A 26,037-nucleotide genomic window follows, 5' to 3' on the forward strand; every position below is an offset into this window, starting at 1 on the left:
CAAGCATGACGACCTCCTTCGTTCGCAACATCGCGGACATTCCCTGGCAAGAATTTCCCGGCCATTTCGGTGGTGCGCTGTCCAAGGCGCTGGTCCGCCCCGAGACCTGCGGTTCGCGCCACATCGATCACCGCATCTCCTGCTATCAGCCGATGGCCCATGTGGCCGAGCACGTGCACAAGGTGCAGGAGCAGGTCTATCACGTGCTCGAAGGTGAAGGCCTTCTCACGCTCGATGACGAGCGTCGCGTGATGCGGCGGCACGACTATGTGTTCGTGCCGCCCGGCGTGCGCCACAGCTTCACCAACACGGGTCTCACCCCTCTGGTCTTCCTCGTGGTCACCACGCCGGTCGAAGACAACGAGGCGCCACTGTGAGCGCGACGGCCAGAGCCGCGCTCGGCGCGGCAGATGAAGCAGCCCTGCGCCAGTGCCGCCTGTTCATTGGCGGCCGATGGGTCGAGGGCACGGACACGGCGCCGGTGCTGGACAAGTACCGCATGCAGCCTTGGGGGGCGGCGCACGTGCCGTCGCGCACGCAGGTCGCCGAATGCGTCGCAGCGGCGCAAGCGGCATTCAAGGGCAGTACGCTCGATGGCAACACGCGTGGCGCCATCCTCGAGCGCGCCGCAACGTTGCTGGAGCAACGCGGCGACGAACTCATCGCGATCATGCAGGCCGAGGCCGGCTTCACGCGCCACGACGCTGCCGGCGAGCTGCGGCGTTGCGTCATCACCTTCCGCCTGTCGGCCGAGGAGGCGCGGCGCTTCAGCGGCGAGCTCGTGCCGATGGAAGGCGCACCCGGCCAGGCGGGTCGCATCGGGTTCACCTTGCGCGTGCCGCTCGGCGTCGTGTGCGCCATCACGCCTTTCAACGCGCCGCTCAACACGGTTGCGCACAAGGTGGCGCCGGCCCTCGCCGCGGGCAACGCCGTGGTGCTGAAGCCTTCACTGCACACGCCGATGACGGCGTGCGTCATGGCCGAAGTGCTGCAGGCTGCCGGACTTCCTGCCGGACTGGTGTCGGTGCTGCATGGCGGACCCGAAGTCGCGCAGTGGCTGCTGGACGAGCCGGAGGTCCGCTTCTACGCATTCACGGGCAGCACCGAGGCAGGCCGTGCGATCCAGCAGCGCGCGGGACTGCGCCGCACGCAGATGGAACTGGGCTCGATCGCGCACTGCGTGGTCTGCGACGATGCCGACCTCGACGCAGCGCTGCCGAAGATCGTCAACGCGGGCTACCGCAAGGCAGGCCAGGTGTGCACCTCGGTCCAGGTGCTGCTGGTGCACAGCGCCATCGCGCACGAAGTGGAAACGCGGCTGAGCACGATGGTCGCCTCGCTGCCCTACGGCGACCCGACGGATGCGAGCACGGTCGTCGGTCCCGTCATCACCGAAGCGTCGGCCCAGCGCATCGAGAGCTGGATCGGACAGGCCATGGCATCCGGCGCGCGCAGGCTCGCGGGCGGCGAACGCCGCGGCGCCGTCGTGCCGCCCACCTTGCTCGCGAACATCGACCCGGCCACGCCCCTGGGCTGCCAGGAGGTGTTCGGCCCCGTCATGTGCATCGTGCCCTTCGACAAGCTCGAGGACGCGATCGATCGTGTCAATTCCACGCCCTACGGCCTGGCCACCGGCGTGTTCACCAACCGCCTCGACGACGCGATCCGCGCCGCACGGCGGCTCGAAGTCGGCGGCGTGCACATCAACGAGACCTCCAGCTCGCGCGTGGACCTCATGCCCTATGGCGGCTCCAAGGACAGCGGCTTCGGCCGCGAAGGCCCGCACTACGCAATCCGCGAGATGAGCGAAGAACGCATGGTCACCCTGCTGGCCTGATCACAGAAAGAAAGAGACATTCCCATGGCAACCATGAAGGGCGGCGAACTCATCGCCGAATACCTCGTCAAGCAGAAGGTGCCGTACGTGTTCGGCATCTGCGGGCACGGCAACGTCGGCATCCTCGATGCGCTGCACCAGGTGCGCGACAAGGTGAAGATGGTGTCGCCGCGCCACGAACAGTGCGCGGGCCACATGGCCGACGCCTACTTCCGCGTCAAGCACGAGCCGGTCGCCACGCTGACTTCCACCGGGCCCGGTTCGGCCAACATGGTGATGTCGCTCGCGACGGCCCTGTCGGACTCGTCGGCCTTCCTGGCGATCACCGCCAACGTGCCCACTTCGCAGGCCAACCGCGCGCCCTTCCAGGAGCTGTACGCGCACAACCAGGCCGACTTCGCGCAGGTGCTGCGCCCGGTGGTCAAGCGCACCTTCCAGCCGACGCGCGTCGACATGCTGCCGCTCGCGCTGCGCCAGTCCTTCGACACCATGGTCACGGGCCGGCCGGGGCCAGTGAACATGGATATTCCGTACAACGTCTTCCAGGAGGAAGCCGAGGTCGAAGTGCCGCCGGTGTCGCATCGGCACGGCTCGCACCGGCCAGGCGCGAGCGATGCCGACATCTCATCCGCTCTCGACCTGCTGGCCACTTCGAAGAAGCCCGTGTTCTTCATCGGCCACGGTGCGACGCTCGCGGAGGCGGGACCGGAGATCACGGCGCTGTCGAAGCAGCTCGGCATTCCCGTCATCACGTCGCCGAACGGCATGGGTTGCGTGCCGGCGGACGACCCGCTGACGCTCGGCTTCATCGGCCGCAACGGCGCCTATCCCGCCAACCAGGCGGGGCGCCATGCGGACCTGGTCCTGTGCATCGGCACGCGCTTCGACGACCGCTCGTCATCGAGCTGGCACCCGGGCTATTCGTGGAACTTCCCGAGCACGAAGCTGCTGCACGTCGACATTGACCCCTTGGAACTGGGCCGCAACTATCCGCCCACGCTCGGCGTGATTGCCGACGCCAAGGTCTTCAGCGCGCAACTGCTGGCCGGGCTGGGCCAGCGCCGCGAGATCGAGGCCACGCGCTACGGCGGCTGGCGCGCGCAGGTCGCCGAATGGCAGGCCGAGTGGGAAGCCTTCGTGCGGCCGAACTTCAGCGCCATCACGACGCCCATCCGGCCCGAGTACGTGGTCGATTCGCTGCAGGACGTGCTGCCCGACGACGTGATCCTCTCGCTCGATTCCGGCGTGCACCACAACTGGTTCATGCAGTTCTGGAAGCCGAAGCGCACGCAGAGCATGCTGAACAGCTGGGGCTACTCGTCGATGGGCTTCGGCGTCTGCGGCGTCCTCGGCGCGCAGCTGGCCGCACCCGACCGGCCGTGCGTGGCCGTGGTCGGCGACGGCGGCTTCATGATGGCGCCCTACGTCGTCGCCACTGCGGTCGAGTACGACCTGCCTTGCGTGTGGATCGTGTGGAACAACTTCGCCTGGGGCGCGATCCGCGACCTGCAGTACGGGCTCTTCGAAGGCCGCGAACTCGGCACTGCCTTCTACAAGGGCAAGCAGGGCCCGGGCGGCGAACGCTACAACCCCGACTTCGCAGCCTGGGCGCGCGCCTGCGGCGCGGACGGCGTGACCGTGACACGCAGCGAAGACCTGCGCGGCGCCGTCGAGCAGGCCGTGCGCAATCGCCGGCCCTGCGTCATCGACGTGCACGTCGATTCCGAAGTCCGCCCACCCTCCACGGGCACCTGGCAACTGCCACCGATTCCCTACAAGGAACCGCTGTTCGGCAAGCCGTGGATTGCATGAACGCCCCCCGATTCAACACAAGGAAAACCATGAGCAACAAACCCCTCGCCATCGTCTTCGGCGGCTCGCGCGGCATCGGCGCGGCCTGCGTCGAGGCACTGGCAGCCGACGGGTACGACGTCGCGTTCACCTACATCTCGAAGGCGCCCGAGTCATCGGCGGGCAGGGCCTATGCCGCGGACATCCAGGATCCGGCGTCGGTCGCCCGGGTCTTCGCCGACGCAGAGCGCGACTTCGGCGCGAAGCCGAAGGTGGTCGTCGCCAATGCGGGCATCAACGTGCCGCCGGGACCGCTCGCGCAGTTCAACCCCGAGGACTTCCGCAAGCTCGTCGAAGTCAACATCGTCGGGGCCTTCAACATCCTCGCCGAAGCGGCTCGCCAGGTGCAGGACGGCGGCGCCATCGTGGCGCTCACCACCTCGCTGGTGCGTCACGCGGTGCCCGGTGTCGGCGCCTACAGCGCGAGCAAGGCTGCGGTCGAAAGCCTGGTGCGCTCGCTGGCCAAGGAACTCGCCGGCCGCAAGGTGCGCGTCAATGCGGTAGCGCCCGGCCCGGTCGACACCGACCTCTTCAATGCCGGCAAGACCGAGGAAGCCAAGCAACGCTCGGCGGCAATGAGTCCCTTCAACCGCGTCGGCAAGCCTGCGGAGATTGCCGAGGTCGTGCGGTTCCTGGTGTCCGACAAGGCCTCATGGGTGCACGGGCAGATCGTGCAACCCAACGGCGGCCTGGTCTGAGACCGACCTTCGCAGAACGCTAGTCAGAAAAAAACCGGAGACAAACCATGAGGTTGAAAGCCATTGCCGTCATGGCAGGCGTAGCCCTGTGCGCCACCCTGTCCGCGTCGCTGCATGCGGCGGACTATCCGACCAAGACGATCACGATCGTCGTGCCCTACCCGCCCGGGGGGCCAACCGATATCGTGGCGCGCACGCTTGCCAATTCGATGGAGCGGACGCTCAAACAGCCGGTGGTGGTCGACAACACCAGCGGCGCGGGCGGCACCGTCGGCAGCGCCAAGGTGGCGCGCTCTCCGAACGACGGCTACTGGCTGCTGCTCAACAACATCGGCATGGCGACCACACCGTCGCTGTACCGCTCGCTGCCCTACAAGCCGGACGACTTCACGCCGATCGGCCTGGTGGCGACCATGCCCACGGTGATCATCGCGCGCAAGGACCTGCCGGCCAACAACCTCGATGAACTGCTGGCCTACATCAAGAAGGACCCGACCAAGGTCAACTATGGCCACTCGGGCATCGGCTCCGCGGCGCATCTCTGCGGGCTGCTGTACCAGTCGGCGATCAAGACGCGCGTGACCACCATCGCCTACAAGGGCGCCGCACCGGCGATGACCGACATCATGAGCGGCCAGTTCGACTTCATGTGCGAGCAGACCTCCAGTACCGTGCCTTTCGTCGAGAGCGGCAAGGTCAAGGCCATGGCCGTCACGTCGAAGAAGCGGCTCGCGCAATTGCCCGACGTGCCCACCACGGCGGAGAGCGGCCTGGCGGCGCTGGACATCGGCGTCTGGCACGGCGTCTATGCACCCAAGGGCACGTCGAAGGAAGTGGTCGATCGCCTGTCGGCGGCGCTGGGCGAAGCACTGCGCGATCCCGCCGTGCAGAAGCGCTACGCGGAGATCGGCGCCGTGATCGCAGCGCCCGAGGAAGGCCAGCCCGCGCCGCTGATGAACCTGCAACAAGCCGAGGCCGCGCGCTGGGCGCCGATCATCAAGGCAGCGGCCGAGTACGCGGATTGACGGCACGGGCCCGCAAGAGCCGATCGCCATGAGGATCGCCGTCTTCACCAAGAACCGGAGCAATCCGGCCTACATGGCGGCGCGCCTCGGTGCCGACCGCGCGGCCGCCCTCTTCGGTGACGAGGTCGTCCACTACGTGCCCGACAGGCCGGACGATCCCGACCAGCAGATCGCGCTGATCGACCAGGCGCTGGCCACGGCGCCGGATGCGATCGTGCTCTCGCCGGTGCACGCGAGCCGGGTCGATCCGGCGATCCTGCGCATTCGAGCGATGGGCATCCCGCTGTTTGCCTTCGTCAACCCGGTCGAGGCAGTGCCGACGGTCGGCTACGTGGGCGCGGACGATGCGCGGCTCGCGGCCGATGTCGCGCGCTACCTGTTCGGGCGCATGAACGGCCAGGGCCGCGTGCTGATCGTCGGCGGGCACGTCGAGTCGGTCACCAGCATGGCGCGCGTCTCGGCCTTCGAGCGGGTCGCGCGCGAGCGGCCGGACATTCGGGTCGTGGGCCATTGCGTCGGCGACTACCAGCGCGGCGTCGCTCGCGAGGCGGTGTCGCGCTGGCTCGCCGAGCACTGCGAGGCTCCCGATGCTTTTCTCGTTGCCAACGACATCATGGCCGTCGGCGTGATCGAGGCGCTGCAGGCCGCAGGACTGCGCGCACTGGTGGTCGGCGTCAACGCGATCCCCGAAGCCATCGCGGCCATACGCGAGGGCCGCATGCTCGCCACCGCGGACTTCAATGCGATGCAGATGGCGTTCACGGTCACAGAGTGCGCCGCCCGGCACCTGCGCGGCGAAACCGTCCCGGCGCACGTGGAGTTGCCGGTGGATCTGGTGGACGCGACCAACTTCCAGCACTGGGACCGGCCCTACGAGGCCCGTCCCGTCAAGACACTTTCCGAGATCCTCGCATGACCTCTTCACGCCTTCACGCTGGCCTGCGCCGCCGCGCCTGCCTGCTGGCCGCGTGCTGCGCGGCTCTTGCTCTGCCCACTCAGGCGCAGACGCTCGACTATCCGTCGAAGCCCATCAAGCTGATCGTCCCCAATCCGCCCGGCGGCGTGACCGACCTGCTCGGGCGCATCGTCTCCGAGCGGCTGGCCGCACTCTATGGACAGCCGGTGGTGGTCGACAACCGCGCCGGGGCCAGCGGCCACCTCGGCGCGCAGCAGGTCGCGAAGTCGCCAGCAGACGGCTACACGCTCCTGCTCGGCACGATCGGTATCCACGCGGCTCACGCGAGCTACCGAAAACTGGGCTATGACCCGGCTGCCGAACTCGTGCCGGTGACCATCCTCGCGCAATCGCCGAACGTGGTGCTTGTGCCCGAAGCGTCGCCGCTGCGCAGCTTCGCCGATTTGCTGGCCCGCGCCAGGACCGACCCCGCCAGCCTGAACTACGCGACCGCCGGCCCCGGTTCGTCGGTGCACATGGTGACCGCGCTGTTCGAAACCACCAGCGGCGCGAAGGTCAACTACGTGCCCTACAAGGGCAGCGGCCCGGCCATGGTCGATCTGATCGGCGGCCAGGTGCAGGTGATGTTCGAGAACCTGCCGAGCGCCATCCCGCACATCCAGTCGGGTCGCGTGCGCGCGCTCGCAGTGACCGGCGACCGGCGCGATCCGCGCCTGCCCGCCGTGCCGACTATCGCCGAGTCCGGCTTGCCCGACTACGCCGCCTTCTCCTGGTTCACGGTGGCCGCGCCGCGCGGCACGCCGCAGCCGCTGATCGACAAACTCGCGCGCGACCTGAAGCAGGTGATGGCCGGCCCCGAGGTGGTCGCGCAACTCGACAAGCTCGGGGCGACGCTGGTGCTGGGTTCTCCCGAGCAGGCGCAGCAATTCTTCCGGACCGAGACCGCGAAGTGGAACCGCGTGATCCAGGCCACCCGCCTCCAGCTCGACTGAGCCGGCTTCATCCCCAGGAATCAGGAGATCGCATGCATCGACGTCGTTTCTTGCGCCGCGCTGCGGCAGCGGGCATGGTCCCGTTCCTTGCCAATACAGCGTGGGCGCAGACTGCAGGCTTTCCCACGAAGGCCATCAAGCTGGTCGTGCCCTATCCGGCCGGCGGCTCCGGCGACCTCATTGGCCGCATCGTGGCCGAAGGACTGGCCGCACGCTACGGCCAGCCAATGACCGTGGACAACCGCCCCGGCGCCGGTGGTCACAGCGGCGCGGAGTTCGCGCTTCGCCAGCCGGCCGATGGCTACACGCTGGTGCTCGCCACCATCGCGCACAACGGCGCCTACAAGCTCTACAAGCAGCTGCGCTACAACCCCGCCATCGACCTGGTGCCGGTGGCGCTGGTCGCCGAGAGCCCCAATGTGCTGATGGTGCGCAATTCGCTCCCGGTCAAGACCGTGCCGGAACTGCTGGACTATGCGCGGGCGAATCCGGGCAAGCTCAACTACGGCTCGGCCGGCACCGGATCAGCCACGCACATGGCGGCCGAACTCTTCAAGCACCTTGCCCACGTCGACATCGTCGCGATCCCCTTCAGCGGCGGTGCGCCAGCGATGGCGGCGCTGCTCGGCGGCCAGATCGACCTGACCTTCGAGACCGGCAGCACCGCGCAGCAGGCCATCGACAGTGGCCGCGTACGGGCGCTGGCGGTGACCTCGCCCGCGCGCTCGCCCAAATTCCCGGGCCTGCCGGCAGTCGCCGAATTCGTGCCGGGCTATGCGGCCGTGCCCTGGTACACGATCTCTGCGCCCAAGGGGCTGCCGCCGGCTGTGCTCGCGCAGCTCAATGCCGACATCACGACAGTCGTGCGCTCGCCCGAGGCCGCGCCGCGCTGGGATGCACTGGGCGTCCTGCCGCTGGGTGGCAGCGTCGACGAAGCCGTGCGCCGCAACCAGGTCGAGACGCGCCGCTGGGAGGCTGTGATCGACAGCGCAAGGTTGCAGGTCGAATGAACACGCCCGTATCCACCGAGACCTTCGACGTCGTCATCGTCGGCGCGGGCGGCGCCGGGCTCGCGGCCGCCATCGAAGCGCGCGGGACCGGCGCCAGCGTGGTGCTGCTGGAGAAGAACGCAAAACCCGGCGGAACGACCGCCTGGTCGATCGGCTCCGTCAGTGCGACGCAAACGCCGCATCAGCGGGCCAAGGGCATCGTCGACAGTCCCGCAGACCATTGGGCCGACATGCCGGGTTTCGCCGGCGATCTCGCCAGCCGCGACAACGACGAGTTGCGTCGCATCCTCTGCGAAGGGATGCCGGACACCTTCCAGTGGCTGCTCGATTCGGGCGTGCGCTTCATGGGTCCGATGCCGGAGCCACCGCACCGGCAGCCGCGCATGCACAACGTGTTGCCCAATTCGCGCTCCTTCATCTACCACCTGAGCCGGCGGGCGCGCCGGGCGGGCGTCCAGATCCGCACCGGGATCGACGTCCGCGAACTCCTGAAGCGGGATGACCGCGTGTCGGGCGTCCGTGCCGAGGTCGACGGCCGGTCGCGTGTCTTCGAGGCCAGGCGCGGTGTGGTGCTGGCCGCGGGCGATTTCACCAACAGCCCGGAGTTCAAGGCCCGCTTCATGGGCGAGCAGGAGGCCAAGGTCGACGCCGTGAACCCGACCGCGACCGGCGACGGCCAGCGCATGGCCGAGCGCCTCGGCGCGACGATCGTCAATGGCGATCTCGCGCTTGGCCCCGAATTGCGCTTCATCGCGCCGGCGAAGGAAACCTTCGTGCGCAGGCTGCCGCCGTGGCGGGCGCTGGCCGTCTTCATGCAATGGGCGATGGACCACATGCCGCCGGCCATCCTCCGCCCGTTCGTCATGAAGTTCCTCACCACGGCACTCGCGCCGTCACCCGCCTTGTTCGAGGCGGGCGCCGTGCTGGTGAACCGGGAGGGTGCGCGCTTCTGCAACGAGGGCGAGCGGCCGGCCTACGCCCTGCCGGACCAACCGGGCAAGGAAGGCTGGATCGTCTTCGATGGCGCGCTGGCCGAGCAGTTCTCGAAGTGGCCGCACTTCGTCTCGACCGCACCCGGCGTGGCGTACGCCTATGTGCCGGACTACCGGCAGAACCGGAAGGACATCTACACCGAGCACCCCACCATCGAAGGCCTCGCGGCGGCGCTGGGAATGGATGCGGGCACGCTGCGCCAGAGTCTTTCCCTGCGGCCGCCAGGGGCCGGCACGGCGGCTCGCTACATCGCGCTTGGCCCGGTGCGTCCGGTCTTCGTGCACAGCGAAGGCGGGCTGCGCGTCGACACGCAGCACCGCGTGCTCGGCCAGGGCAACCGCCCCGTGCCCGGGCTCTACGCGGCCGGGTCCACGGGCCAGGGCGGCCTGCTGCTGAAGGGCCACGGACACCACCTGGCCTGGGCCTTCGTCTCGGGCCGGCGCGCGGGACGCATCGTGGCCGGCGGCTAGAAGGTCGCGCGCAATCCCATCTTCAACGTCCGCCCCGGCAACGGCGCGTTGGGGTACACGGTCGTCGTCAGGATCGAAGTTGCGCTGTAGGCCAACTGGTTGGTGATGTTGTCGATGCGCGCATACCAGGTGAGATTGGCGCGCTGCACCCGCATCTTGTAGGTGAGCGCGGCATTCCACAGCGTGTACGCGTCGGTGGCACGATCGCCGGTCGGCGGCACGCGGTTCTGCGCCGCGTAGTAGTCGAAGCCGAAGCGCGCCGTCCAGGGTCCGTTGCCGTAGGCCAGCGTGGCGCCGACGCGTGCCGGCGAGATGCGTGGCAGCGGCTGGTTGGTGTCCGTGTTCGTGGCGCGCACGAGGTCGCCGCGCCATTCGAGATCCAGCGTGGCGGCGTCGTCCAGGCGCGAAAAGCCGTCGGTGCCGAGCAATCGCAGATTGCCGTTCGCTTCGATGCCGGTGAAGCGGGCGCGCACGCCCTGATAGGCGTATTCCGCAAAGGTCTCCGGGAACAGCAATCCCTCCGGCGTGTCGACAGGCGGCGGGTTGACTTCGCCATCCGCGCTGCGCTCGCGGCCGGTTGCCGTGAGCCCGATGTAGTTGCTGAAGCGCGTGACATAGGCATTCACGCGGGCTGTGTTGGGGCCGTCCTTCCATTGGGCGCCGAGGTCGAGGCCGGTGGACTTTTCCTTCTGCAGGTCGGGATTGCCGATCTCCCAGGCTGCCGTCGCGACGTGCGGGCCGTTGGCGAACAACTCGTAGTCCTTGGGCGCGCGCTCGGTGTAGGCGAGGTTCGAAGTCAGCTGCCATTGCGGCGTCAGGTTGACCAATGCGCCGAAAGCCGCGCTGTGCGGACTGAAGTCGCGCTCGCCGACGAAGAACCGGGTGACCGTCGGATCGCTCGGGTAGCCCAGCGACTGCACCTTGACCTGTTCGGTCCGTGCACCGAAGTTCAGCCGGCCCCACGAGGTGCCCAGCTCTTCATGGAGGAACAGCGCGTTCGAGCGCGTGCGGCTGTTCGGCGCAAAGGCTTCCTCGCCCGCCGCCGAGAAGCGCCCGCTTTCGCTGGTGAAGCCAACCAGACCTTCGAAGCCCCCGACAGGGCGATGGCGCGCTTCGAGGCGAAAGTCGTTGCTGTCGTTGGTGAAGACCGTTCCGGGCTCGAACCCTTCGTACTCGGTGTGGCCGTATTCGGTGCGGCTCAGCTTGGCGTGGAGGTTGGTGAAGAAGCCATCCGGCCGCCACTCGCCTTCGAGGGCGTAGCGGTCGGACTTCATGCGGATGGTGACGTCGTCCTCGGCCACGGTGCCGTAGGTGCTCCGGTACGTGCTAACCGATGCGCCCAGCCAGCCCCTGTCGAAGAACATGGTGCCGCCGAGCGCGCCGCCGTCTGCCTGGTTGGCCGAGTTGCACATCCTGTAGGCGATGCCGGGTCGCTGCGGATTGGCGCAGGGGATGGCGATGGGCACCGAGACGTCGTCCGAATCGCGGCTGAACGCATCGACGTGCAGCGCATAGCGGCTGTTGCCGCCTTCGAGCACCACGCCGCCGGCCTTCTCGCGATTGCCGGTCGCGTAGCCGAGATCGGCCCGACCGCCGAAGCCTTCGATGGGCTCGGTCGGAATCCGGTTGTCGATCACATTGACCACGCCGCCCACCGCGCTGCCGCCGTACTGGAGAGCCGATGGCCCGCGCAGCACTTCGAGGCGATCGGTGACGAGGGCATCGACCGGCACGGCGTGGTCGTAGCTCAGCGCCGAGGCGTCGGGCGCCGAGCCACCGTTCTGCAGGATGCGGATGCGGTCCCCGTCCTGGCCGCGGATGGTCGGCCGGCTGGCGTTCGGCCCGAAGTAGGTGCTGCTCACGCCCGGCACGCCATTCAAGGTCTCGCCGAGCGTGGACTGGGATTTCAGGAGCAGCGCGTCGTTCGACAGCGACGTGGTCGGCGCGATCAGGTCGGTGGCGCCAAGCGGATTGCCGGTGACGGTGACTTCACGCAGCGTTGCGGCGGAAGCATCCGCATCGGATTGGGCCCAGGCGGCACAGGAGGCAAGGGAAAGCACGGCAACGCCCACGGCGTTGCGACGGAAAAAGGTTGGCATCTGGGAACACTCGTTGAATCGATGGATAGCCGGCAGCCACCCGCAAAGGCGGGTGCTGCTCGGCAGGCAAGGGGATTCAGCGAGTGGAAGGCGGGCCGCGCGCGTCGAAGAGCGCGACCCATCGGGCGAGTGCCTCGCCCTCGAGCCAGGCGAAGGTGGCGGCCGGCAGCATGACCGGCAGCACGATGGGCGGCACGCAGAGCGCGGCCGAGCCATGGGACAGCTGGTCGTACAGGCGGCAATCGGCGTCGGTGTGGGCGCCGAACAGTTCGAAGAGACCGCCTTGCGAATGGCCGGAGCCCGCCGGCTTCACCGTGTCGCCGGCATTCGCGGACGCGGCAGGCGTCTGCGAAGCCAGCGGACCATGCACCGTGCGGTGCATGAACCCGAGTGTCGTCGCGAGCCATAACGCGAACGCAAGCGCACACACAATGGCGCGGGTTCGGGTACGGCAGGTGGCGAAACGCATGGGGGAGGAAGGATACCCGGTGATCCCAGGGCTTGGACCGCTCAGGACTTGACGCGTGCCGCGAAGGTCTTCTGGAACTTCTCGACCTTCGGCCCGACCACGAAGGCGCAGTAGCCCTGGTTGGGGTTGTTCAGGAAATAGTCCTGGTGGTAGGCCTCGGCCGTCGAGTAGTTGTCCAGCGGCTTGACCTCCGTGACGATCGGCGAGCGGTAGGTCTTGCTGTCGCCGATCTCGCGGATCACGTCTTCGGCGACCTTTTTCTGCTCGTCGTTCGAGTAGTAGATGCCGCTGCGGTACTGGCTGCCGACGTCATTGCCCTGGCGGTTGAGCGTGGTCGGGTCATGCACGACGAAGAAGATTTCCAGGATCTCGCGCAGCGTGATCTGCGACGGGTCGAAAGCCACCTTGACGACTTCGGCATGCCCGGTGCGCCCGGTGCAGACCTGTTCGTAGCTCGGATGCATCACCTGCCCGTTGCTGTAGCCGGATTCCACGTCCACCACGCCCTGCACCCGGTCGAACACCGCCTCGGTGCACCAGAAGCAGCCGCCGCCCAGCACGATGGTTTCGGTTTGCGGTGATGGCGTCGACATGTGAACTCCGTCATTGAAATGGGCGAAGCTCGCATTGTCGCGGCTTGACGCAACCGGGGCGGCTCACTACATTACTAACCCGCCAGTCATTAACCCCCATGCCCGCCCCCCGATTCCTCAGCGACAAGCTTTGCTCCGTGCGAACCAAGCGGGAGCGTCGCAAGGAAGCCCGTCCCGGCGAATTGCTGGAGGCGGCGCTGGATCTCTTCGTCGACAAGGGTTTCGCGGCCACCCGTTCGGAGGAAGTGGCCGCGCGGGCCGGCGTGTCCAAGGGCACCCTCTTCCTCTATTTTCCGAGCAAGGAAGAGCTGTTCAAGGCCGTGGTCATCGAGAACCTGGCGGGCCGCTTCACCGAGTGGAACAAGGAATTCGACGAGTACGAAGGCACCACCGCCGACATGCTGCGCTATTGCATGCGCGTGTGGTGGGAGCGCGTCGGCTCGACCAAGGCCTCGGGCCTGACCAAACTGATGATGAGCGAGGGGCGGAACTTCCCCGAGCTGGCCGAGTTCTATCGGCGCGAGGTGGTGCGGCCGGGGCACGAACTGCTGCGGCGCATCCTGCAACGCGGTGTCGACCGCGGCGAATTCGCGCCGATCGACGTCGACCACGCGATCTACACCGTCATCGCGCCGATGATCTTCCTCATGCTCACGAAGCATGCGGCGGCCATCTGCGTCGATGGCGAAACCGACATCGACCCTGAGAAATACCTGGCGATCCAGACTGAGACCGTGCTTCACGGACTCTGCGTGCCGCCGAGAGCGCCAGAATGAAAAGAACGTTGAAGTGGGTCATCGCGGCCCTGATCCTGATCCTCGTCGTCGGCGGGGTGCTTCGCGCCGTGGGTGCGCGGAAGGCGCAGCAGGCCGCAGTCGCCGCCGGCGGCACGGTCGCCGAGACGGTGGTGGAGCTTTCGCCCGCCGACGTGGTGCGCGTCAAGCGCCGGGAACTGGCGGAGACGCTGTCGGTATCGGGCACGCTCAAGGCGGTCGACTCGGCGCAGGTCAAGGCCCGTGTCGCAGGGGAGCTGATCGGCCTCACGGTACGCGAAGGCGACAACGTCACCGCCGGCCAGGTCATCGCACGCATCGATCCGGTCGAATACCAGTCGCGCGTACGCCAGGCACAGGAACAGGCCGATTCCGCCCGGGCGCAGGCCGAAGTGGCGCAGCGCACCTTCGACAACAACAAGGCGCTGGTCGACCAGGGCTTCATCTCCAGGACCGCGCTGGAAACCTCGCAGTCGAACCTCAACTCGGCCCTCTCCACCCACCGCGCCGCACTGGCCGCAGTGGAGATGGCGCGCAAGTCGCTCGACGACACGGTGCTCAGGAGCCCCATCACCGGGCAGGTGTCGCAGCGTCTCGCGCAATCCGGAGAGCGCGTGGGCATCGACACCAAGGTGATCGAAGTCGTCGACCTGAGCCGCATCGAGGTCGAGGCCACGGTCGCCGCGGCCGATTCGGTGGCCGTTCGCGTGGGCCAGCGCGCGACCCTGCAGATCGAAGGCAGCAGCGCGGTCGACCCGAAAAGCGGCGAGCGAAGCGTCGGCGCCAGCGTGGTTCGCGTGAATCCCAGCGCGCAGGCAGGCAGCCGCAGCGTGCTCGTCTATCTGAAGCTCGATCGCAGCACGGGCTTCCGCCAGGGCCTGTTCGCGCAGGGGACCATCGACGTGGGCCGCACCGAGACCCTCGCGCTGCCCTTGTCCGCGGTGCGCACCGACAAGCCCTTGCCCTACGTCCAGCTGGTGATCGAGGGGCGCATCGCCCACCGCCAGGTCGAGACCGGCCTGCGCGGGCAAGCCGATGGCCAGACGATGATCGCGGTGCGCGGCCTCGACGAGGGTGCCGTCGCCGTGGCCGGCACGGTCGGTCCGCTGCGTGACGGCACGGCCGTGCGCCTGGCGCCGGTCGCGGCCACTGCCGCTCGCACCGCGCCCTGAGCGACGCACCGCCATGTGGTTCACGCGCGTCAGTCTCAAGAATCCCGTCTTCGCGACGATGCTGATGCTCGCGCTGGTCGTGCTCGGCATGTTCTCGTACCAGCGGCTGCAGGTCGACCAGTTCCCGAACATCGACTTCCCGGTCGTGGTGGTCATCACCGAATACCCCGGCGCCTCGCCCGAGATCGTCGAGAGCGAGGTGACCAAGAAGATCGAGGAAGGCGTCAACTCGATCGCCGGCATCAACGCCCTCACCTCGCGCAGCTACGAGGGGCAGTCGGTCGTCATCATCGAGTTCCAGCTCTACGTGGACGGCCGGAAGGCCGCCGACGACGTGCGCGAGAAGGTCGCGGCCGTGCGGCCGCTGTTCCGCGACGAGGTGAAAGAGCCACGCGTGCTGCGCTTCGACCCCGCCTCGCGCGCCGTCTGGTCGGTCGCCGTCCTGCCAGATGGCGAGAAGGACCGGCAGCCCAGCGCCGTCGAGCTCACCAACTGGGCCGACCAGGTGCTGAAGAAGCGCCTCGAAAACGTGCGCGGCGTCGGCTCCGTCACGCTGGTCGGCGGCACCAAGCGCGAGATCAACATCTACCTGAATCCGCAGGCCATGGAGGCCTTCGGCGTGAGCGCGAGCCAGGTGGTCGAGGCGGTGCGCAGCGAGAACCAGGCGTTGCCGGTCGGCTCGGTGCGCTCGCTCGAACAGGACCGGGTGGTGCAGATCGACGCCCGCATGGAGCGGCCCGAGGACTTCGGCCGGATCATCGTCACCCGCAAGGGCGGCGCCCCGATCCGCATCGACCAGGTCGCGACCGTGAGCGACGGCGCGCAGGAACTCGACAGCCTTGCGCTCTACAACGGCCAGCGCACGCTGCTGCTGTCGGTGCAGAAGGCGCAGGACGAAAACACCATCCAGGTGGTCGACGGCCTCACGAAGGCCATTGCCGAGATCAAGCCGCAACTGCCGCCCGGCGTGCGGCTCGAACCCATCGCCGACGCCTCGCGGCCGATCCGCGTCGCGGTCGAGAACGTGCGCCGGACGCTCATCGAAGGTGCCGTGCTCACGGTGCTGATCGTGTTCCTGTTCCTGAACTCCTGGCGCTCCACGGTCATCACCGGCCTCACCTTGCCGATCGCGCTGATCGGCACGTTCTGGTTCATGGCGATGTTCGGCTTCACGATCAACATGATCACGCTGATGGCGCTGTCGCTGTGCGTGGGCCTGCTGATCGACGACGCGATCGTGGTGCGGGAGAACATCGTGCGCCACGTGCAGATGGGCAAGGGCCCCTATCAGGCGTCGCTCGACGGCACGCAGGAGATCGGTCTCGCAGTGCTGGCGACCACCCTGTCGATCGTGGCGGTGTTCCTGCCGATCGGCTTCATGGAAGGCATCATCGGCAAGTTTTTCCACGAGTTCGGCATCACGATCGTGGCCGCCGTGCTGATCTCGATGTTCGTGAGCTTCACGCTCGACCCGATGCTCTCCAGCATCTGGCACGACCCTGCCATCGACAAGCACGGCAAGCGCGAGGCGCCCGTCACCTTCTACGACAAGACCATCGGCCGCGTGACCGGCTGGTTCGATGACGCGACGGAGCGGCTGGCCGAGGGCTACCAGTCCATCCTGCGCTGGGCGCTGGTGCACAAGCTCGCGACGCTGGGCGCGGCTCTGGGCATCTTTGTCGGGAGCATCTTCATGGTGCCGCTGCTCGGCACGGAATTCGTGCCCAAGGCGGACTATTCCGAAACGGCCATCAGCTTCTACACGCCGGTGGGCTCGTCGCTCGAAGTCACCGAAGCCAAGGCCCGCCAGGTCGAAGCGGTGCTGCGCGAAATGCCGGAGGTGCGCTACACGCTCACCACCATCAACACCGGCGATGCACAGGGCAAGATCTACGCAAGCATCTACGTGCGGCTGGTCGACCGCAAGGCGCGCGCCCGCAGCGTCGACCAGATGTCGACGGTGCTGCGCGAGCGGCTGCGCTCGGTGCCGGGCATCACCGTCACGCACGTGGGCCTGCGCGACTCCGTAGGCGGCAACAAGCCCATCGAGTTCTCGCTGCAAGGCCCTGACCTGAAGGAACTCGAACGGCTCACATCGAAGGTGATGGAGGCGATCCGCCCGATCCCCGGCCTCGTCGATCTCGATTCCAGCCAGAAGCCGAACAAGCCCACCGTGAGCATCGTCGTGCGGCGCGATGCGGCATCGGACCTCGGCCTGGGCGTGACGCCCATCGCGACGGCCCTGCGCACGCTGGTGGCCGGCACCACGGTCGGCAACTGGCGCGCGCCCGACGACCAGACCTACGACGTCAACGTGCGACTGGCGCCCGAAGTGCGCAATTCGCCGGCCGACCTCGCCCGCCTCCCCTTCGTCAGCACGGCGGTGGGTGCCAATGCCGACGGATCGAGCCGCATCGTGCGCCTGTCGCAGGTGGCCGAAGTGCGCGAATCGACGGGGCCCAACCAGATCAATCGCCGGGCCCTCGCCCGCGAGGTCAGCATCAACGCCAACGTCGACGGCCGCTCGGCGGGCGAAGTCTCGGCCGACATCCGCAAGGCGCTGGCCGGCATCGCGTTTCCGCCGGGCTATGGCTGGCAGTTCAGCGGCTCGACCAAGAACATGCAGGAGTCCTTCGGCTATGCCGTGTCCGCATTGGCGCTGGCGATCATCTTCATCTACATGATCCTGGCCAGCCAGTTCAAGAGCTTCCTGCAGCCGCTGGCGCTGATGACGGCGCTGCCGCTGACGCTGATCGGCGTGGTGCTGGCGCTGCTGGTGTTCGGCTCGACGCTGTCGATGTTCTCGATCATCGGCGTGGTCATGCTGATGGGGCTGGTCACCAAGAACGCCATCCTGCTGGTGGATTTCGCCATCCGCTCGCGCGAGCCCGGCGTGGCGCCCGACGGCACCCCGGTGCCGGGCCTGCCGCGCGCCGAGGCGCTCCTGCTGGCCGCAAGGGTGCGGCTGCGGCCCATCCTGATGACGACGCTGGCGATGATCTTCGGCATGGTGCCGCTGGCCTTCGCGATCACCGAGGGATCGGAGCAGCGCGCGCCCATGGGCCAGGCCGTGATCGGCGGCGTGATCACCTCGTCGCTGCTGACGCTGGTGGTGGTGCCGGTCGTCTATTGCTACATGGACGACCTCGCGAACTGGGCCCGCCGCCGCTGGAGCCGCGCGCCGGCACAGGTGCCGGGCGGGGAGCATCCGGAGCCCGCGCCTAAAATTGAAGGTTTGTCCTGAGTCCCACTAGGAAGAATCACATGAACCCCACTCCCACCCTGGAGCGCCTGCGCTTCAACATGATCGAACAGCAGATCCGCCCCTGGGATGTGCTCGACCTCGAGATCCTCGACCTCCTCTCCAACATCCGCCGCGAGGAATACGTGCCCCAGGCGCACCGCGCGCTGGCCTTCTTCGACATGGAGATCCCGCTGGAAGGCGCGTCCACCCCGAAGGAACCCGGCCAATGCATGCTCTCGCCCAAGGTCGAGGCACGCATGCTGCAGGACCTGCACATCCAGAAGCATGAATCCGTGCTCGAGATCGGCACGGGCTCGGGCTTCATGGCCGCACTGCTCGCGCACCGCGCCGCCCAGGTGCTGACGCTGGAAATCGACCCCGCGCTGGCCGCAGGCGCCGCCGACACCCTGCGCCGCAACGGCGTGATGAACGTCGAGGTACGCCACGCCGACGGCTCCCAGCCACTGCCCAGCGGCCCGACCTTCGACGTCATCGTGCTGAGCGGCTCGGTCGCGCGCATTCCGCAGGGCCTGCTGGGCTCGCTCAAGCTGGGCGGCCGGCTGGCGGCCATCGTCGGCGACGAACCGATGATGCGCGCCCACTTCGTCACCCGCACCAGCGAGGGCAAGTGGGACACCGTGCAGCCCTGGGACATCGTGGCACCGCGCTTGCTCAACTTCCCGGCGCCTTCGCGCTTCAACTTCTGATCCAGACCCTTTCATGATCGATCAAATCCGTCCAGCCGAGCTTGCCGACTGGTTCGCCCGCAACCCGGGCGCCGCGCCGGTGGTCCTGGACGTGCGCGAGCCCTGGGAACTGCAGACCGCATGCGTGGTGCCTCAGGGCTTCACGCTGGCAACCATCCCGATGAACGAGATTCCTGCCCGCGTCGCCGAGCTCGACGCCCATCAGCGCATCGCCTGCCTGTGCCATCACGGCGCACGCAGCCAGCGCGTGGCCGCCTTCCTGTCGCAGAACGGGTTCGCCGAGGTGGCGAACATCGCCGGCGGCATCGATGCCTGGTCCGCCCAGCACGATCCTTCGATCCCCCGGTATTGATGACACCCCAGGCTTCGCGCACTTCGTGTCGCAGCGCCAACCCCTTTTGCAGGGGGCAGCACCTGCGGCCCCGGCGGAGCCGGTTCCGGGGTGTTCCGCGCCTCGCGTGAATCGCGACCAACGCTCGCAACCAGCTACTGAATTCTTCAAGGACGTTTCATGCCCGTTCCCAGGCCTCTTCCTCTTTCGGCAGCGCTCGCGACCGTGTTCGCAGCGGCATTCGCACTGCCGGCTCACGGCCAGAGCCTGATCGAACTCTATGACTCGGCGCGCGGCTACGACGCCACCTACCAGGGCGCACGGGCACAGTACGACGCGAGCCTGGCGCGGGCGGCGCAGGCCAAGGCGGGCATCCTGCCGTCAGTGGGGCTGACGGCCAATGCGTCGGCCACCCAGCAGGAACTGTCGACCGACAACCTCTCCGCCAGCCGCGGCTTTCCGACGCAGTCCGCCGGCATCAACGCGACGCAACCTCTCTACCGCCCCGCCAACTGGGCCGTCTACGAGCAAAGCAAGCGGCAGGTCGACATCGCCCAGGCGACGCTCACCATCGCCGAGCAGGATCTGGTCGTGCGCGTGAGCCAGGCCTACTTCGACGTGCTCTCCGCGCAGGACAGCCTGGCGCTGGTCCGCGCCCAGAAGATCGCGGTCGCCGAGCAGCTCGCCTCGGCCAAGCGCAATTTCGAGGTCGGCACCTCCACGATCACCGATTCGCGCGAAGCACAGGCCCGCTACGACCTCGTGGTCGCGCAGGAGATCACGGCCGAGAACGACCTGCAGGTCAAGAGGATCGCTCTCGACCAGCTCGTCGGCCGCCCGGGCACCAATCCGACGCCGTTGGCCGCACCGGTGGTGCTGCCGGCCGTCGTTCCCGACGACATGAATGCCTGGGTGACGCAAGCCGAGGCCGTGCACCCCGCCATCCAGCAGGCCCAATTGGGGCTCGATGTGGCGAAGCTCGAAGTGGACAAGGCCAAGGCAGGCCACAAGCCGACGCTCGACGCGCAACTCGGCTACAACGCCACGAACAACCCGCAGGGCACCAGCACGAGCACCAGTACCGGCCGCGTGAACGTTCGGGCCGCGAGCATCGGCGTGGTGTTCAACCTGCCGCTCTTCGCTGGCTTCGCGACCGAAAACCGCATCAAGGAAACGCTGGCGCTCGAAGAGCAGCAGCGCCAGATCCTCGAATCGACACGCCGCAGCGTCACGCAGGCCACACGCACGGCCTACCTGGGACTGATCTCGGGCGCGGGTCAAGTAAAGGCGCTCGAAGCCGCCGAGGCCTCCAGCCAGAGCGCACTCGATGCCAACCGGCTGGGCTACCAGGTGGGGGTGCGCATCAACATCGACGTGCTGAACTCGCAAAGCCAGCTCTTCCAGACCAAGCGCGATCTCGCGGTGGCGCGCTACAACGTGCTGGTGGGCAACCTCAAGCTGCGCCAGGCCAACGGCACGCTGACTTCTGACGACCTCACGAACATCAACAACACGCTGGCCACCAACGGCCGCGCCAGCGTTGCCAGCGAGGCCTCGCCTTACCAGCCTTCGGCCGCAACGCAAAGCCCGGTGCCGGTTCCGCAGAACACGATTCCGGTGGTGCCGCCCGTGGTGACGCCGCCTTTCAATCCCCAGCCACCGACGATGCCGGTGCCGCCCCCTCCGCCGGTGATCGTCGTTCCGCCTTCGCGCTAGCCGGATCCATCATTTCGTGGACAAGGCCTGAAAAGGCCAACGCGGCCGGCGACATGGTCCGGTTCGCGAGCATCACGATGCTGTAGTGCGTCTGCATGCGCATCAGCCGCTTGATCGGCAGGCGCAGCAGCGATTCAGTCCCGTGGTTCAGGCCCACGGTGTCGGGCGCGAGGATCACCGCATTGGCCGTCAGCGCCAGGTGCCTCAGCGTTCCCAGGTCGTCGCAGACGACGTTGAAGACGGGACGGTCCGTGCGCTTCACCTGCTTGTCGAAGTGCGCGGCGACGCCGACGGGCAGGTTCGGGCTGGCGACCGGGTAGTCCATGGCCTGGTCCAGCGTCACCTCCTTCCGTTGCAGCAGCGGGTGATCCGCACTCACGAAGAACGACACCGACACGTTGGGGAGGCGCTTGACCTGCAGCCCCGGCTGCTTCTTGAGGTCCCGGGTGTCCGCCACGAACAGATCGAGCTGCCGCCGATGCAACCGTTCGCTCAGCGTATTGGGGTCGGCCACCTCGATGCGGACCGCAAGCTGCGGATAGCGCTGAGTCAGCAGCGACAGGGCCGGCCGACCCAGCATGCCCGCAGCGAAAGGACCAAGCCCGACCTGGAGGCTGCCGGTGGACAGCCCCTGGAGCAGCAGCACATCGCGCTGCACCTGCGCCGCATCGGCGATGAGTTCGCGCGCCCGCGCCAGCACCAGCTCGCCGGCTGCGGTGAAGCGAACCTGGCCGTAGGCCCGGTCGACCAGGCGCGCCTTCAGATCATCCTCAAGGTTCTCGATGCTGCGCGACAAGGCCGGCTGCGAGAGGTGTGCAGCCTCCGCGGCCCGCCCGAAGCTGCCCTGCTCGGACAGCGCAATCAAATGCTGAAGCTGGCGGAGTTGAATTTTGCGCTCCAGTTAAAAATCAACGCTCTATTTTGCATTGGCTATCAGTTTGGGTGTTCTCCAGAATCGGAGCATTCAACAACGAAGGAGACGGCCGATGAAGACGGCAATCCAGTGGCAGGTGGCCGGCGTTCTGCTGGCGGGCCTTGCCTTGCAGGCGCCAGCGCAGGCGGACGACTATCCGCGCAAGGCCGTGACCGTGGTCGTGCCCTACGCGGCCGGCGGCGGCACCGATGTGGTCGCACGGTCGCTGGCGGAGCAGATGACGCGGCAGCTTGGCCAGCCGGTCATCATCGACAACAAGCCAGGCGCCGGCGGCATCCTCGGCACGAATGCGGTCGCCAAGGCCGCGCCGGACGGCTACACGGTCATGATCGGCCTCACGCAATCGCTGCTGACCAACCAGTTCCTCTACGACAAGCTCCCCTACGACCCGCGCAAGGAACTGGGCCTGGTCACGCAGATCGCCACCGCGCCGCTGATGCTGCTCGTGCCCGCCACGTCGCGCATCCAGAGCGTGGCCGACCTGCAGCGCGAGATGCGCACCTCGGGTGCCGGCGGCAACTGCGGTTCGTGGGGCGCGGGCTCGTATCCGCACCTGGCGTGTGCGCACATGGCGCAGTCGTGGAAAGCCAGCATCACGCACGTTGCCTACAAGGGCGAGGCGCCGATGCTGCAGGACCTCGTCGGTGGACAGTTGAGCTTCACCTTCGGCAGCGTCGTTTCCGCCAAGGCCTACCTCGACGGCGGCAAGCTGCGCGCCATCGCGATCACGGGCGAACAGCGCATGCCGCTCTTGCCCAACGTGTCTACCTTCGCCGAGGCCGGCTTTGCCGACCCCGAATACAGGATGTCGGGCTGGCTGGCGCTGGCTGTGCCGCAGGGCACGCCGAAGGCTGTCGTCGCGCGTCTGCAGCAAGCGGCGCAACAGGCGGTCGCTTCGCCGGAGGTCGTCAAGCGATTCGAGGTGCTGGGCATGGTGCCGATGGGCACGACCGCCGATCAGTTCCGCCAGAACTACAACGCGGACTGGCCCGTCTGGGAAAAACTCGTCAAGGTATCCGGAGCCAAGCTGGACTGAGTCATGACCATGCGCAACACACTGATGGCTTCCGACTTCGAAGCCGGGAACGACGACCCCACGACCCGCGGCTTCATCGCCACCTGGCCGAATGCCGAGATCCGTGACGAGACCGGCCGCATGGTCTGGACCATGGCCGGCTACGAGTTCCTTGAAGACGAGCGACCGGCGCCGACCGTCCACGCCGGCCTGTGGGCACAGGCGCGACGCAACATGACGCACGGCCTGTTCGAGGTGACGCAGCGCATCTATCAGGTGCGCGGCTTCGACCTCGCCAACATGACGCTGGTCGAAGGCGATCGCGGCGTGATCATCATCGACCCGCTGACCTGTGCGGAAACTGCGGCGGCAGCGCTCAAGCTGTACCGCGAGCAGCGCGGCGACAGGCCCGTCACGGCGGTCATCTACAGCCACAGCCACGTCGACCACTTCGGCGGTGTGCGCGGCGTGATCGACGAGCAGGAGGCGATTCGCCGGGGCGTGCCGATCATCGCGCCGGCGGGCTTTCTCTGGCACACGGTGGCGGAGAACATGATCGCGGGCAACGCGATGTCGCGCCGCTCGCAATTCCAGTTCGGCCAGACGCTCAAGCGCGGCGTGTGCGCGCAGGTCGATTGCGGACTGGGCAAGAACCTCCCGCACGGCACCGTGACGCTCATCCCTCCGACGCGCACGATCGAGAAGGAGCGCGAGAGCCACGTGATCGACGGCATCGAGATCGTCTTCGCGCTGGCACCGGAAAGCGAAGCGCCGTCGGAGATGTTTTTCTTCTTTCCGCAGTTGCGGGCTCTGAACCTGGCCGAGCTCGGCCAGCACACGATGCACAACCTGTGTCCACTGCGCGGCGCGCAGGTGCGCGATGCGCGGCTGTGGTCGCGCTACCTTGACGAGGCCCTTCACGAGTTCGCGCCGCATTCGGACGTGGTGTTCGCGCAGCACAACTGGCCCACTTGGGGCCAGGAGACGCTCACGCGCTTCATTGCGCAGCAGCGCGATCTCTACAAGTATGTGCATGACCAGACCGTGCGCCTCATGAACAAGGGCCAGACGGCCGTGGAGATCGCGGAAGAACTGCGCCTGCCGCCCGAGCTGGTCGACGTCACGCATGCCCAGGGCTACTACGGGACGCTGGTGCACAACGTGAAGGCCGTGGTGCAGCACTACCTGGGCTGGTACGACGGCAATCCCTCGCGGCTGCATGCGCTGCCGCCGGTGGAGGCCGGGACGCGCTACGTGGCCTACATGGGCGGCGCCGCGGCCATGCTCGAACGGGCGCAGGCGGATTTCGAGCGCGGCGAACACCGCTGGGTGGCCGAAGTCACGAGCCACCTCGTGTTCGCGGAGCCTGGCAACCTGGCCGCACGTGCGCTGTGCGCCGCGGCGCTGGAACAGCTCGGTTTCGCTGCCGAATCGGCCACCTGGCGCAATGCCTATCTGCTGGCGGCGCGGGAGTTGCGTTCGGGCGTCCCGGCCGCCAAACGCCGCAGCATGAGCTACGACCTTCTCAAGGCGGTGCCGATGGAGATGTTCCTCGACTGCCTGGCAATCCGGCTCGTGGCCGAGCGCGCCAGCGGACACGCGCTGAGTCTCGCCTGGCACATCGTCGACGCTGGCGAGCACTGGACCCTGACGCTCGGCAATGCTGCCCTGACCTATCGCCGGTCGAGCTTGGACTCCAAGGCAGACGCCACCATCGCGGTCAGCCGCAACCGGCTGGCAAGCCTGCTGGCGCACGAGGACGGCATTGCCGCGGCCATCGCGAGCGGCATCGAGGCGGGCGACGTGGCCGTTGGTGGCGACGTTTCACAGGTTCGTGCCTTGCTTTCGATGCTGGACGAGTTCGAACCCATGTTCAACATCGTGGAACCATGAAGCAATTCACGGATCGCCGCAATCCACCTTTCGGTAAGTGACGACTTCCGCAGACCCGAGCACAATGGGCTCGGGTTGTCCGGTGTCTCAGGGCGCCGGGCTTGTCCGAAGGAGAGTTCGGCCATGCGATGTGCGTCTCGTCAAACGCCCGGCGTATCACTCCACCGGCTTGCCAGGAAGCCGGGCGCACCCGTTTGGCGAACACATGCGCGCTCGATGGCCGTCGTTGCCCTCTGCGCAAGCAGTTTCGGCGCCTTCGCGCAATGCACGCCTTCTCCGGTCGGCACGACGAGCCTCTGTTCCTCCGAAGCCAGCATCGCCGCCCTCGCGAGGCCGCAAACCGGTGCCTACATGGGCAACCAGCGCCTGTCGAGCTTCGCCTTCGTGCACAGCCTCCAGGATCGCGGCGATTTGCTGCAGGAAGGCTCGGGCAATGTCTGGCTCCGCGGAGGTGGACAGGGCATGAGTTCGACCAGCGCCGGCGGCCGCATCGATACGGACAGCAGGACGTGGATGCTGCAAGGCGGTGGCGATGTCGCGAAATGGTCGCTCTTCGGCGGCGCCGATCGCCTGCACCTGGGCGCCATGGCGGGCTATGCCAGTGGGAGGACGGACTCCAATGCCTTGGGCAATCCGATCCAGGCTCGGGGCGACACGTCCGGCGGCGGCTTCGGTGTGTACGGCACCTGGTACCAGAACGACCGGACCCGGCTCGGCTGGTACGCGGATGTGTGGGGGCAGTACGCGCGGTTCAACAACACGGTCGATACGCCGCTGATCTTCGATCGGACCAGCTACAACTCGCACGTCGGCATGTTTTCGGTCGAAGGCGGGTATGCCCTGCGGCTCGGCGAGGCGAGCAACTGGGTGCTCGAGCCCCAGGGCCAGGTCATCTATCTGCACAACCATTCATATGTCGCCATCGAGCCTAGCGGCCTCATCGTCGAAGGTTCGCATCGGGGCAGCTACACGTCGAGGCTGGGATTGCGCCTGCGCAGTGCGAGCACGCCCGATTCAGGCTGGCGCATCCGCCCCTATGCGGCGGTCAACTGGTGGTACGACAACACGGGCGAAGAACTTGTAATCAACCAGTTTTCCGTGCGTGACATGTACCCGAGCAACCGGTATGAGCTGAAAGCCGGCGTCAACGTCGATTTCAGGCAGGGCTGGGCGGGCTATGGTGACCTGGGGTGGCAATGGGGCAGCCAGTCCTACCAGGCGTGGACAGTTCGGGGGGGCATGAAATACGCGTGGTGAAGGGGCTCGCCCCCAGGCTGCGCGCACTGCGTGTCGCTTCGC

Annotated in this window: 22 protein-coding genes; 18 read left to right on the forward strand and 4 right to left on the reverse strand. The window is 67.4% G+C overall.

Annotated elements, in window-relative coordinates:
- Window positions 1-5 precede the first annotated feature (5 nt).
- The 9 genes from QTH90_RS08615 to QTH90_RS08655 are packed head-to-tail and all read left to right on the forward strand — an operon-like array spanning window position 6 to window position 9,792.
- Complete coding sequence (locus QTH90_RS08615; RefSeq protein ID WP_286664048.1) at window positions 6-377, forward strand: cupin domain-containing protein; 372 nt, start codon at window positions 6-8, stop codon at window positions 375-377.
- Window positions 374-1,837: an aldehyde dehydrogenase family protein gene (locus tag QTH90_RS08620; protein ID WP_286664049.1), complete on the forward strand. Its 1,464-nt coding sequence runs from the start codon at window positions 374-376 to the stop codon at window positions 1,835-1,837. Before QTH90_RS08615 ends, QTH90_RS08620 begins: the two co-directional genes overlap by 4 nt.
- A 24-nt stretch (window positions 1,838-1,861) precedes the next feature.
- Window positions 1,862-3,649, forward strand: coding sequence for a thiamine pyrophosphate-binding protein (locus tag QTH90_RS08625; RefSeq protein WP_286664050.1), 1,788 nt, complete (start codon window positions 1,862-1,864; stop codon window positions 3,647-3,649).
- A gap of 29 nt (window positions 3,650-3,678) precedes the next feature.
- A complete protein-coding gene (locus tag QTH90_RS08630) occupies window positions 3,679-4,386 on the forward strand; it encodes an SDR family oxidoreductase (protein WP_286664051.1) in 708 nt (235 codons plus the stop codon).
- A gap of 47 nt (window positions 4,387-4,433) precedes the next feature.
- Window positions 4,434-5,411, forward strand: a complete 978-nt coding sequence (locus tag QTH90_RS08635) for a Bug family tripartite tricarboxylate transporter substrate binding protein (RefSeq protein ID WP_286664052.1) — start codon at window positions 4,434-4,436, stop codon at window positions 5,409-5,411.
- A 28-nt stretch (window positions 5,412-5,439) separates the two neighbouring features.
- Window positions 5,440-6,327 (forward strand): sugar ABC transporter substrate-binding protein, encoded by an 888-nt coding sequence (locus QTH90_RS08640; protein ID WP_286664053.1) that lies wholly within the window; start codon window positions 5,440-5,442, stop codon window positions 6,325-6,327.
- Complete coding sequence (locus QTH90_RS08645) at window positions 6,324-7,319, forward strand: Bug family tripartite tricarboxylate transporter substrate binding protein (RefSeq protein ID WP_286664054.1); 996 nt, start codon at window positions 6,324-6,326, stop codon at window positions 7,317-7,319. Before QTH90_RS08640 ends, QTH90_RS08645 begins: the two co-directional genes overlap by 4 nt.
- 32 nt (window positions 7,320-7,351) lie before the next feature.
- Entirely contained in the window at window positions 7,352-8,329 is a 978-nt protein-coding gene (locus QTH90_RS08650) for a Bug family tripartite tricarboxylate transporter substrate binding protein (protein ID WP_286664055.1), read from the forward strand.
- Window positions 8,326-9,792, forward strand: a complete 1,467-nt coding sequence (locus tag QTH90_RS08655) for an FAD-dependent oxidoreductase (protein ID WP_286664056.1) — start codon at window positions 8,326-8,328, stop codon at window positions 9,790-9,792. Before QTH90_RS08650 ends, QTH90_RS08655 begins: the two co-directional genes overlap by 4 nt.
- On the opposite strand, the gene QTH90_RS08660 is transcribed toward QTH90_RS08655, so the two are convergent.
- The 3 genes from QTH90_RS08660 to msrA all read right to left on the reverse strand — a co-directional run bounded on the left by QTH90_RS08660 (window position 9,789) and on the right by msrA (window position 12,953).
- Window positions 9,789-11,891 carry a TonB-dependent receptor gene (locus QTH90_RS08660; protein WP_286664057.1) on the reverse strand — a complete coding sequence of 701 codons (2,103 nt, stop codon included), beginning with the start codon at window positions 11,889-11,891 and terminating at the stop codon, window positions 9,789-9,791. The two genes, QTH90_RS08655 and QTH90_RS08660, sit on opposite strands and share 4 nt — an antisense overlap.
- Window positions 11,892-11,967: 76 nt before the next feature.
- A complete protein-coding gene (locus tag QTH90_RS08665; protein WP_286664058.1) occupies window positions 11,968-12,273 on the reverse strand; it encodes a hypothetical protein in 306 nt (101 codons plus the stop codon).
- A gap of 128 nt (window positions 12,274-12,401) precedes the next feature.
- Window positions 12,402-12,953: a peptide-methionine (S)-S-oxide reductase MsrA gene (gene msrA, locus QTH90_RS08670; RefSeq protein WP_286664059.1), complete on the reverse strand. Its 552-nt coding sequence runs from the start codon at window positions 12,951-12,953 to the stop codon at window positions 12,402-12,404.
- A 98-nt stretch (window positions 12,954-13,051) separates the two neighbouring features.
- Here msrA and QTH90_RS08675 point away from each other — a divergent pair, with 98 nt between their 5' ends.
- From QTH90_RS08675 to QTH90_RS08700, 6 genes are all read left to right on the forward strand, one after another.
- The gene (locus tag QTH90_RS08675; protein ID WP_286664060.1) at window positions 13,052-13,729 is read left to right on the forward strand and encodes a TetR/AcrR family transcriptional regulator; all 678 of its coding nucleotides are present in this window, start codon (window positions 13,052-13,054) and stop codon (window positions 13,727-13,729) included.
- Window positions 13,726-14,898 carry an efflux RND transporter periplasmic adaptor subunit gene (locus QTH90_RS08680; protein ID WP_286664061.1) on the forward strand — a complete coding sequence of 391 codons (1,173 nt, stop codon included), beginning with the start codon at window positions 13,726-13,728 and terminating at the stop codon, window positions 14,896-14,898. The genes QTH90_RS08675 and QTH90_RS08680 overlap by 4 nt, the downstream gene beginning before the upstream one ends.
- Window positions 14,899-14,911: 13 nt before the next feature.
- Window positions 14,912-18,142 (forward strand): efflux RND transporter permease subunit, encoded by a 3,231-nt coding sequence (locus QTH90_RS08685; RefSeq protein WP_286664062.1) that lies wholly within the window; start codon window positions 14,912-14,914, stop codon window positions 18,140-18,142.
- A gap of 20 nt (window positions 18,143-18,162) precedes the next feature.
- Window positions 18,163-18,849, forward strand: a complete 687-nt coding sequence (locus tag QTH90_RS08690) for a protein-L-isoaspartate O-methyltransferase family protein (protein ID WP_286664063.1) — start codon at window positions 18,163-18,165, stop codon at window positions 18,847-18,849.
- A gap of 13 nt (window positions 18,850-18,862) precedes the next feature.
- Window positions 18,863-19,201: a rhodanese-like domain-containing protein gene (locus QTH90_RS08695; RefSeq protein WP_286664064.1), complete on the forward strand. Its 339-nt coding sequence runs from the start codon at window positions 18,863-18,865 to the stop codon at window positions 19,199-19,201.
- A gap of 159 nt (window positions 19,202-19,360) precedes the next feature.
- The gene (locus tag QTH90_RS08700) at window positions 19,361-20,896 is read left to right on the forward strand and encodes a TolC family outer membrane protein (RefSeq protein WP_286664065.1); all 1,536 of its coding nucleotides are present in this window, start codon (window positions 19,361-19,363) and stop codon (window positions 20,894-20,896) included.
- On the opposite strand, the gene QTH90_RS08705 is transcribed toward QTH90_RS08700, so the two are convergent.
- Entirely contained in the window at window positions 20,826-21,797 is a 972-nt protein-coding gene (locus QTH90_RS08705) for a LysR family transcriptional regulator (protein WP_353506612.1), read from the reverse strand. The genes QTH90_RS08700 and QTH90_RS08705 overlap by 71 nt on opposite strands.
- Before the next feature lie 85 nt (window positions 21,798-21,882).
- Between QTH90_RS08705 and QTH90_RS08710 the strand changes: the two genes are divergently transcribed.
- The 3 genes from QTH90_RS08710 to QTH90_RS08720 all read left to right on the forward strand — a co-directional run bounded on the left by QTH90_RS08710 (window position 21,883) and on the right by QTH90_RS08720 (window position 25,995).
- On the forward strand, window positions 21,883-22,866 hold the full coding sequence (locus QTH90_RS08710; protein WP_286664066.1) for a Bug family tripartite tricarboxylate transporter substrate binding protein: 984 nt from the start codon (window positions 21,883-21,885) through the stop codon (window positions 22,864-22,866).
- 3 nt (window positions 22,867-22,869) lie between these two features.
- Window positions 22,870-24,738: an alkyl/aryl-sulfatase gene (locus QTH90_RS08715; RefSeq protein WP_286664067.1), complete on the forward strand. Its 1,869-nt coding sequence runs from the start codon at window positions 22,870-22,872 to the stop codon at window positions 24,736-24,738.
- A 216-nt stretch (window positions 24,739-24,954) separates the two neighbouring features.
- Window positions 24,955-25,995 carry an autotransporter family protein gene (locus tag QTH90_RS08720; protein ID WP_286664068.1) on the forward strand — a complete coding sequence of 347 codons (1,041 nt, stop codon included), beginning with the start codon at window positions 24,955-24,957 and terminating at the stop codon, window positions 25,993-25,995.
- Window positions 25,996-26,037: the final 42 nt, after the last annotated feature.

Origin of the sequence: Variovorax flavidus (assembly GCF_030317145.1) — a bacterium.
GTDB classification, from domain to species: domain Bacteria; phylum Pseudomonadota; class Gammaproteobacteria; order Burkholderiales; family Burkholderiaceae_C; genus Variovorax; species Variovorax flavidus.

Bases quoted from the DNA above. Each gene is read 5' to 3' on its own strand.
- QTH90_RS08615 (WP_286664048.1), top strand. From the start codon at position 6: ATGACGACCTCCTTCGTTCGCAACATCGCGGACATTCCCTGGCAAGAA.
- QTH90_RS08625 (WP_286664050.1), top strand. From the start codon at position 1,862: ATGGCAACCATGAAGGGCGGCGAACTCATCGCCGAATACCTCGTCAAG.
- QTH90_RS08630 (WP_286664051.1), top strand. From the start codon at position 3,679: ATGAGCAACAAACCCCTCGCCATCGTCTTCGGCGGCTCGCGCGGCATC.
- QTH90_RS08635 (WP_286664052.1), top strand. From the start codon at position 4,434: ATGAGGTTGAAAGCCATTGCCGTCATGGCAGGCGTAGCCCTGTGCGCC.
- QTH90_RS08640 (WP_286664053.1), top strand. From the start codon at position 5,440: ATGAGGATCGCCGTCTTCACCAAGAACCGGAGCAATCCGGCCTACATG.
- QTH90_RS08645 (WP_286664054.1), top strand. From the start codon at position 6,324: ATGACCTCTTCACGCCTTCACGCTGGCCTGCGCCGCCGCGCCTGCCTG.
- QTH90_RS08650 (WP_286664055.1), top strand. From the start codon at position 7,352: ATGCATCGACGTCGTTTCTTGCGCCGCGCTGCGGCAGCGGGCATGGTC.
- QTH90_RS08655 (WP_286664056.1), top strand. From the start codon at position 8,326: ATGAACACGCCCGTATCCACCGAGACCTTCGACGTCGTCATCGTCGGC.
- QTH90_RS08660 (WP_286664057.1), bottom strand. From the start codon at position 11,891: ATGCCAACCTTTTTCCGTCGCAACGCCGTGGGCGTTGCCGTGCTTTCC.
- QTH90_RS08665 (WP_286664058.1), bottom strand. From the start codon at position 12,273: ATGCACCGCACGGTGCATGGTCCGCTGGCTTCGCAGACGCCTGCCGCG.
- msrA (WP_286664059.1), bottom strand. From the start codon at position 12,953: ATGTCGACGCCATCACCGCAAACCGAAACCATCGTGCTGGGCGGCGGC.
- QTH90_RS08675 (WP_286664060.1), top strand. From the start codon at position 13,052: ATGCCCGCCCCCCGATTCCTCAGCGACAAGCTTTGCTCCGTGCGAACC.
- QTH90_RS08680 (WP_286664061.1), top strand. From the start codon at position 13,726: ATGAAAAGAACGTTGAAGTGGGTCATCGCGGCCCTGATCCTGATCCTC.
- QTH90_RS08685 (WP_286664062.1), top strand. From the start codon at position 14,912: ATGTGGTTCACGCGCGTCAGTCTCAAGAATCCCGTCTTCGCGACGATG.
- QTH90_RS08690 (WP_286664063.1), top strand. From the start codon at position 18,163: ATGAACCCCACTCCCACCCTGGAGCGCCTGCGCTTCAACATGATCGAA.
- QTH90_RS08695 (WP_286664064.1), top strand. From the start codon at position 18,863: ATGATCGATCAAATCCGTCCAGCCGAGCTTGCCGACTGGTTCGCCCGC.
- QTH90_RS08700 (WP_286664065.1), top strand. From the start codon at position 19,361: ATGCCCGTTCCCAGGCCTCTTCCTCTTTCGGCAGCGCTCGCGACCGTG.
- QTH90_RS08710 (WP_286664066.1), top strand. From the start codon at position 21,883: ATGAAGACGGCAATCCAGTGGCAGGTGGCCGGCGTTCTGCTGGCGGGC.
- QTH90_RS08715 (WP_286664067.1), top strand. From the start codon at position 22,870: ATGACCATGCGCAACACACTGATGGCTTCCGACTTCGAAGCCGGGAAC.
- QTH90_RS08720 (WP_286664068.1), top strand. From the start codon at position 24,955: ATGGCCGTCGTTGCCCTCTGCGCAAGCAGTTTCGGCGCCTTCGCGCAA.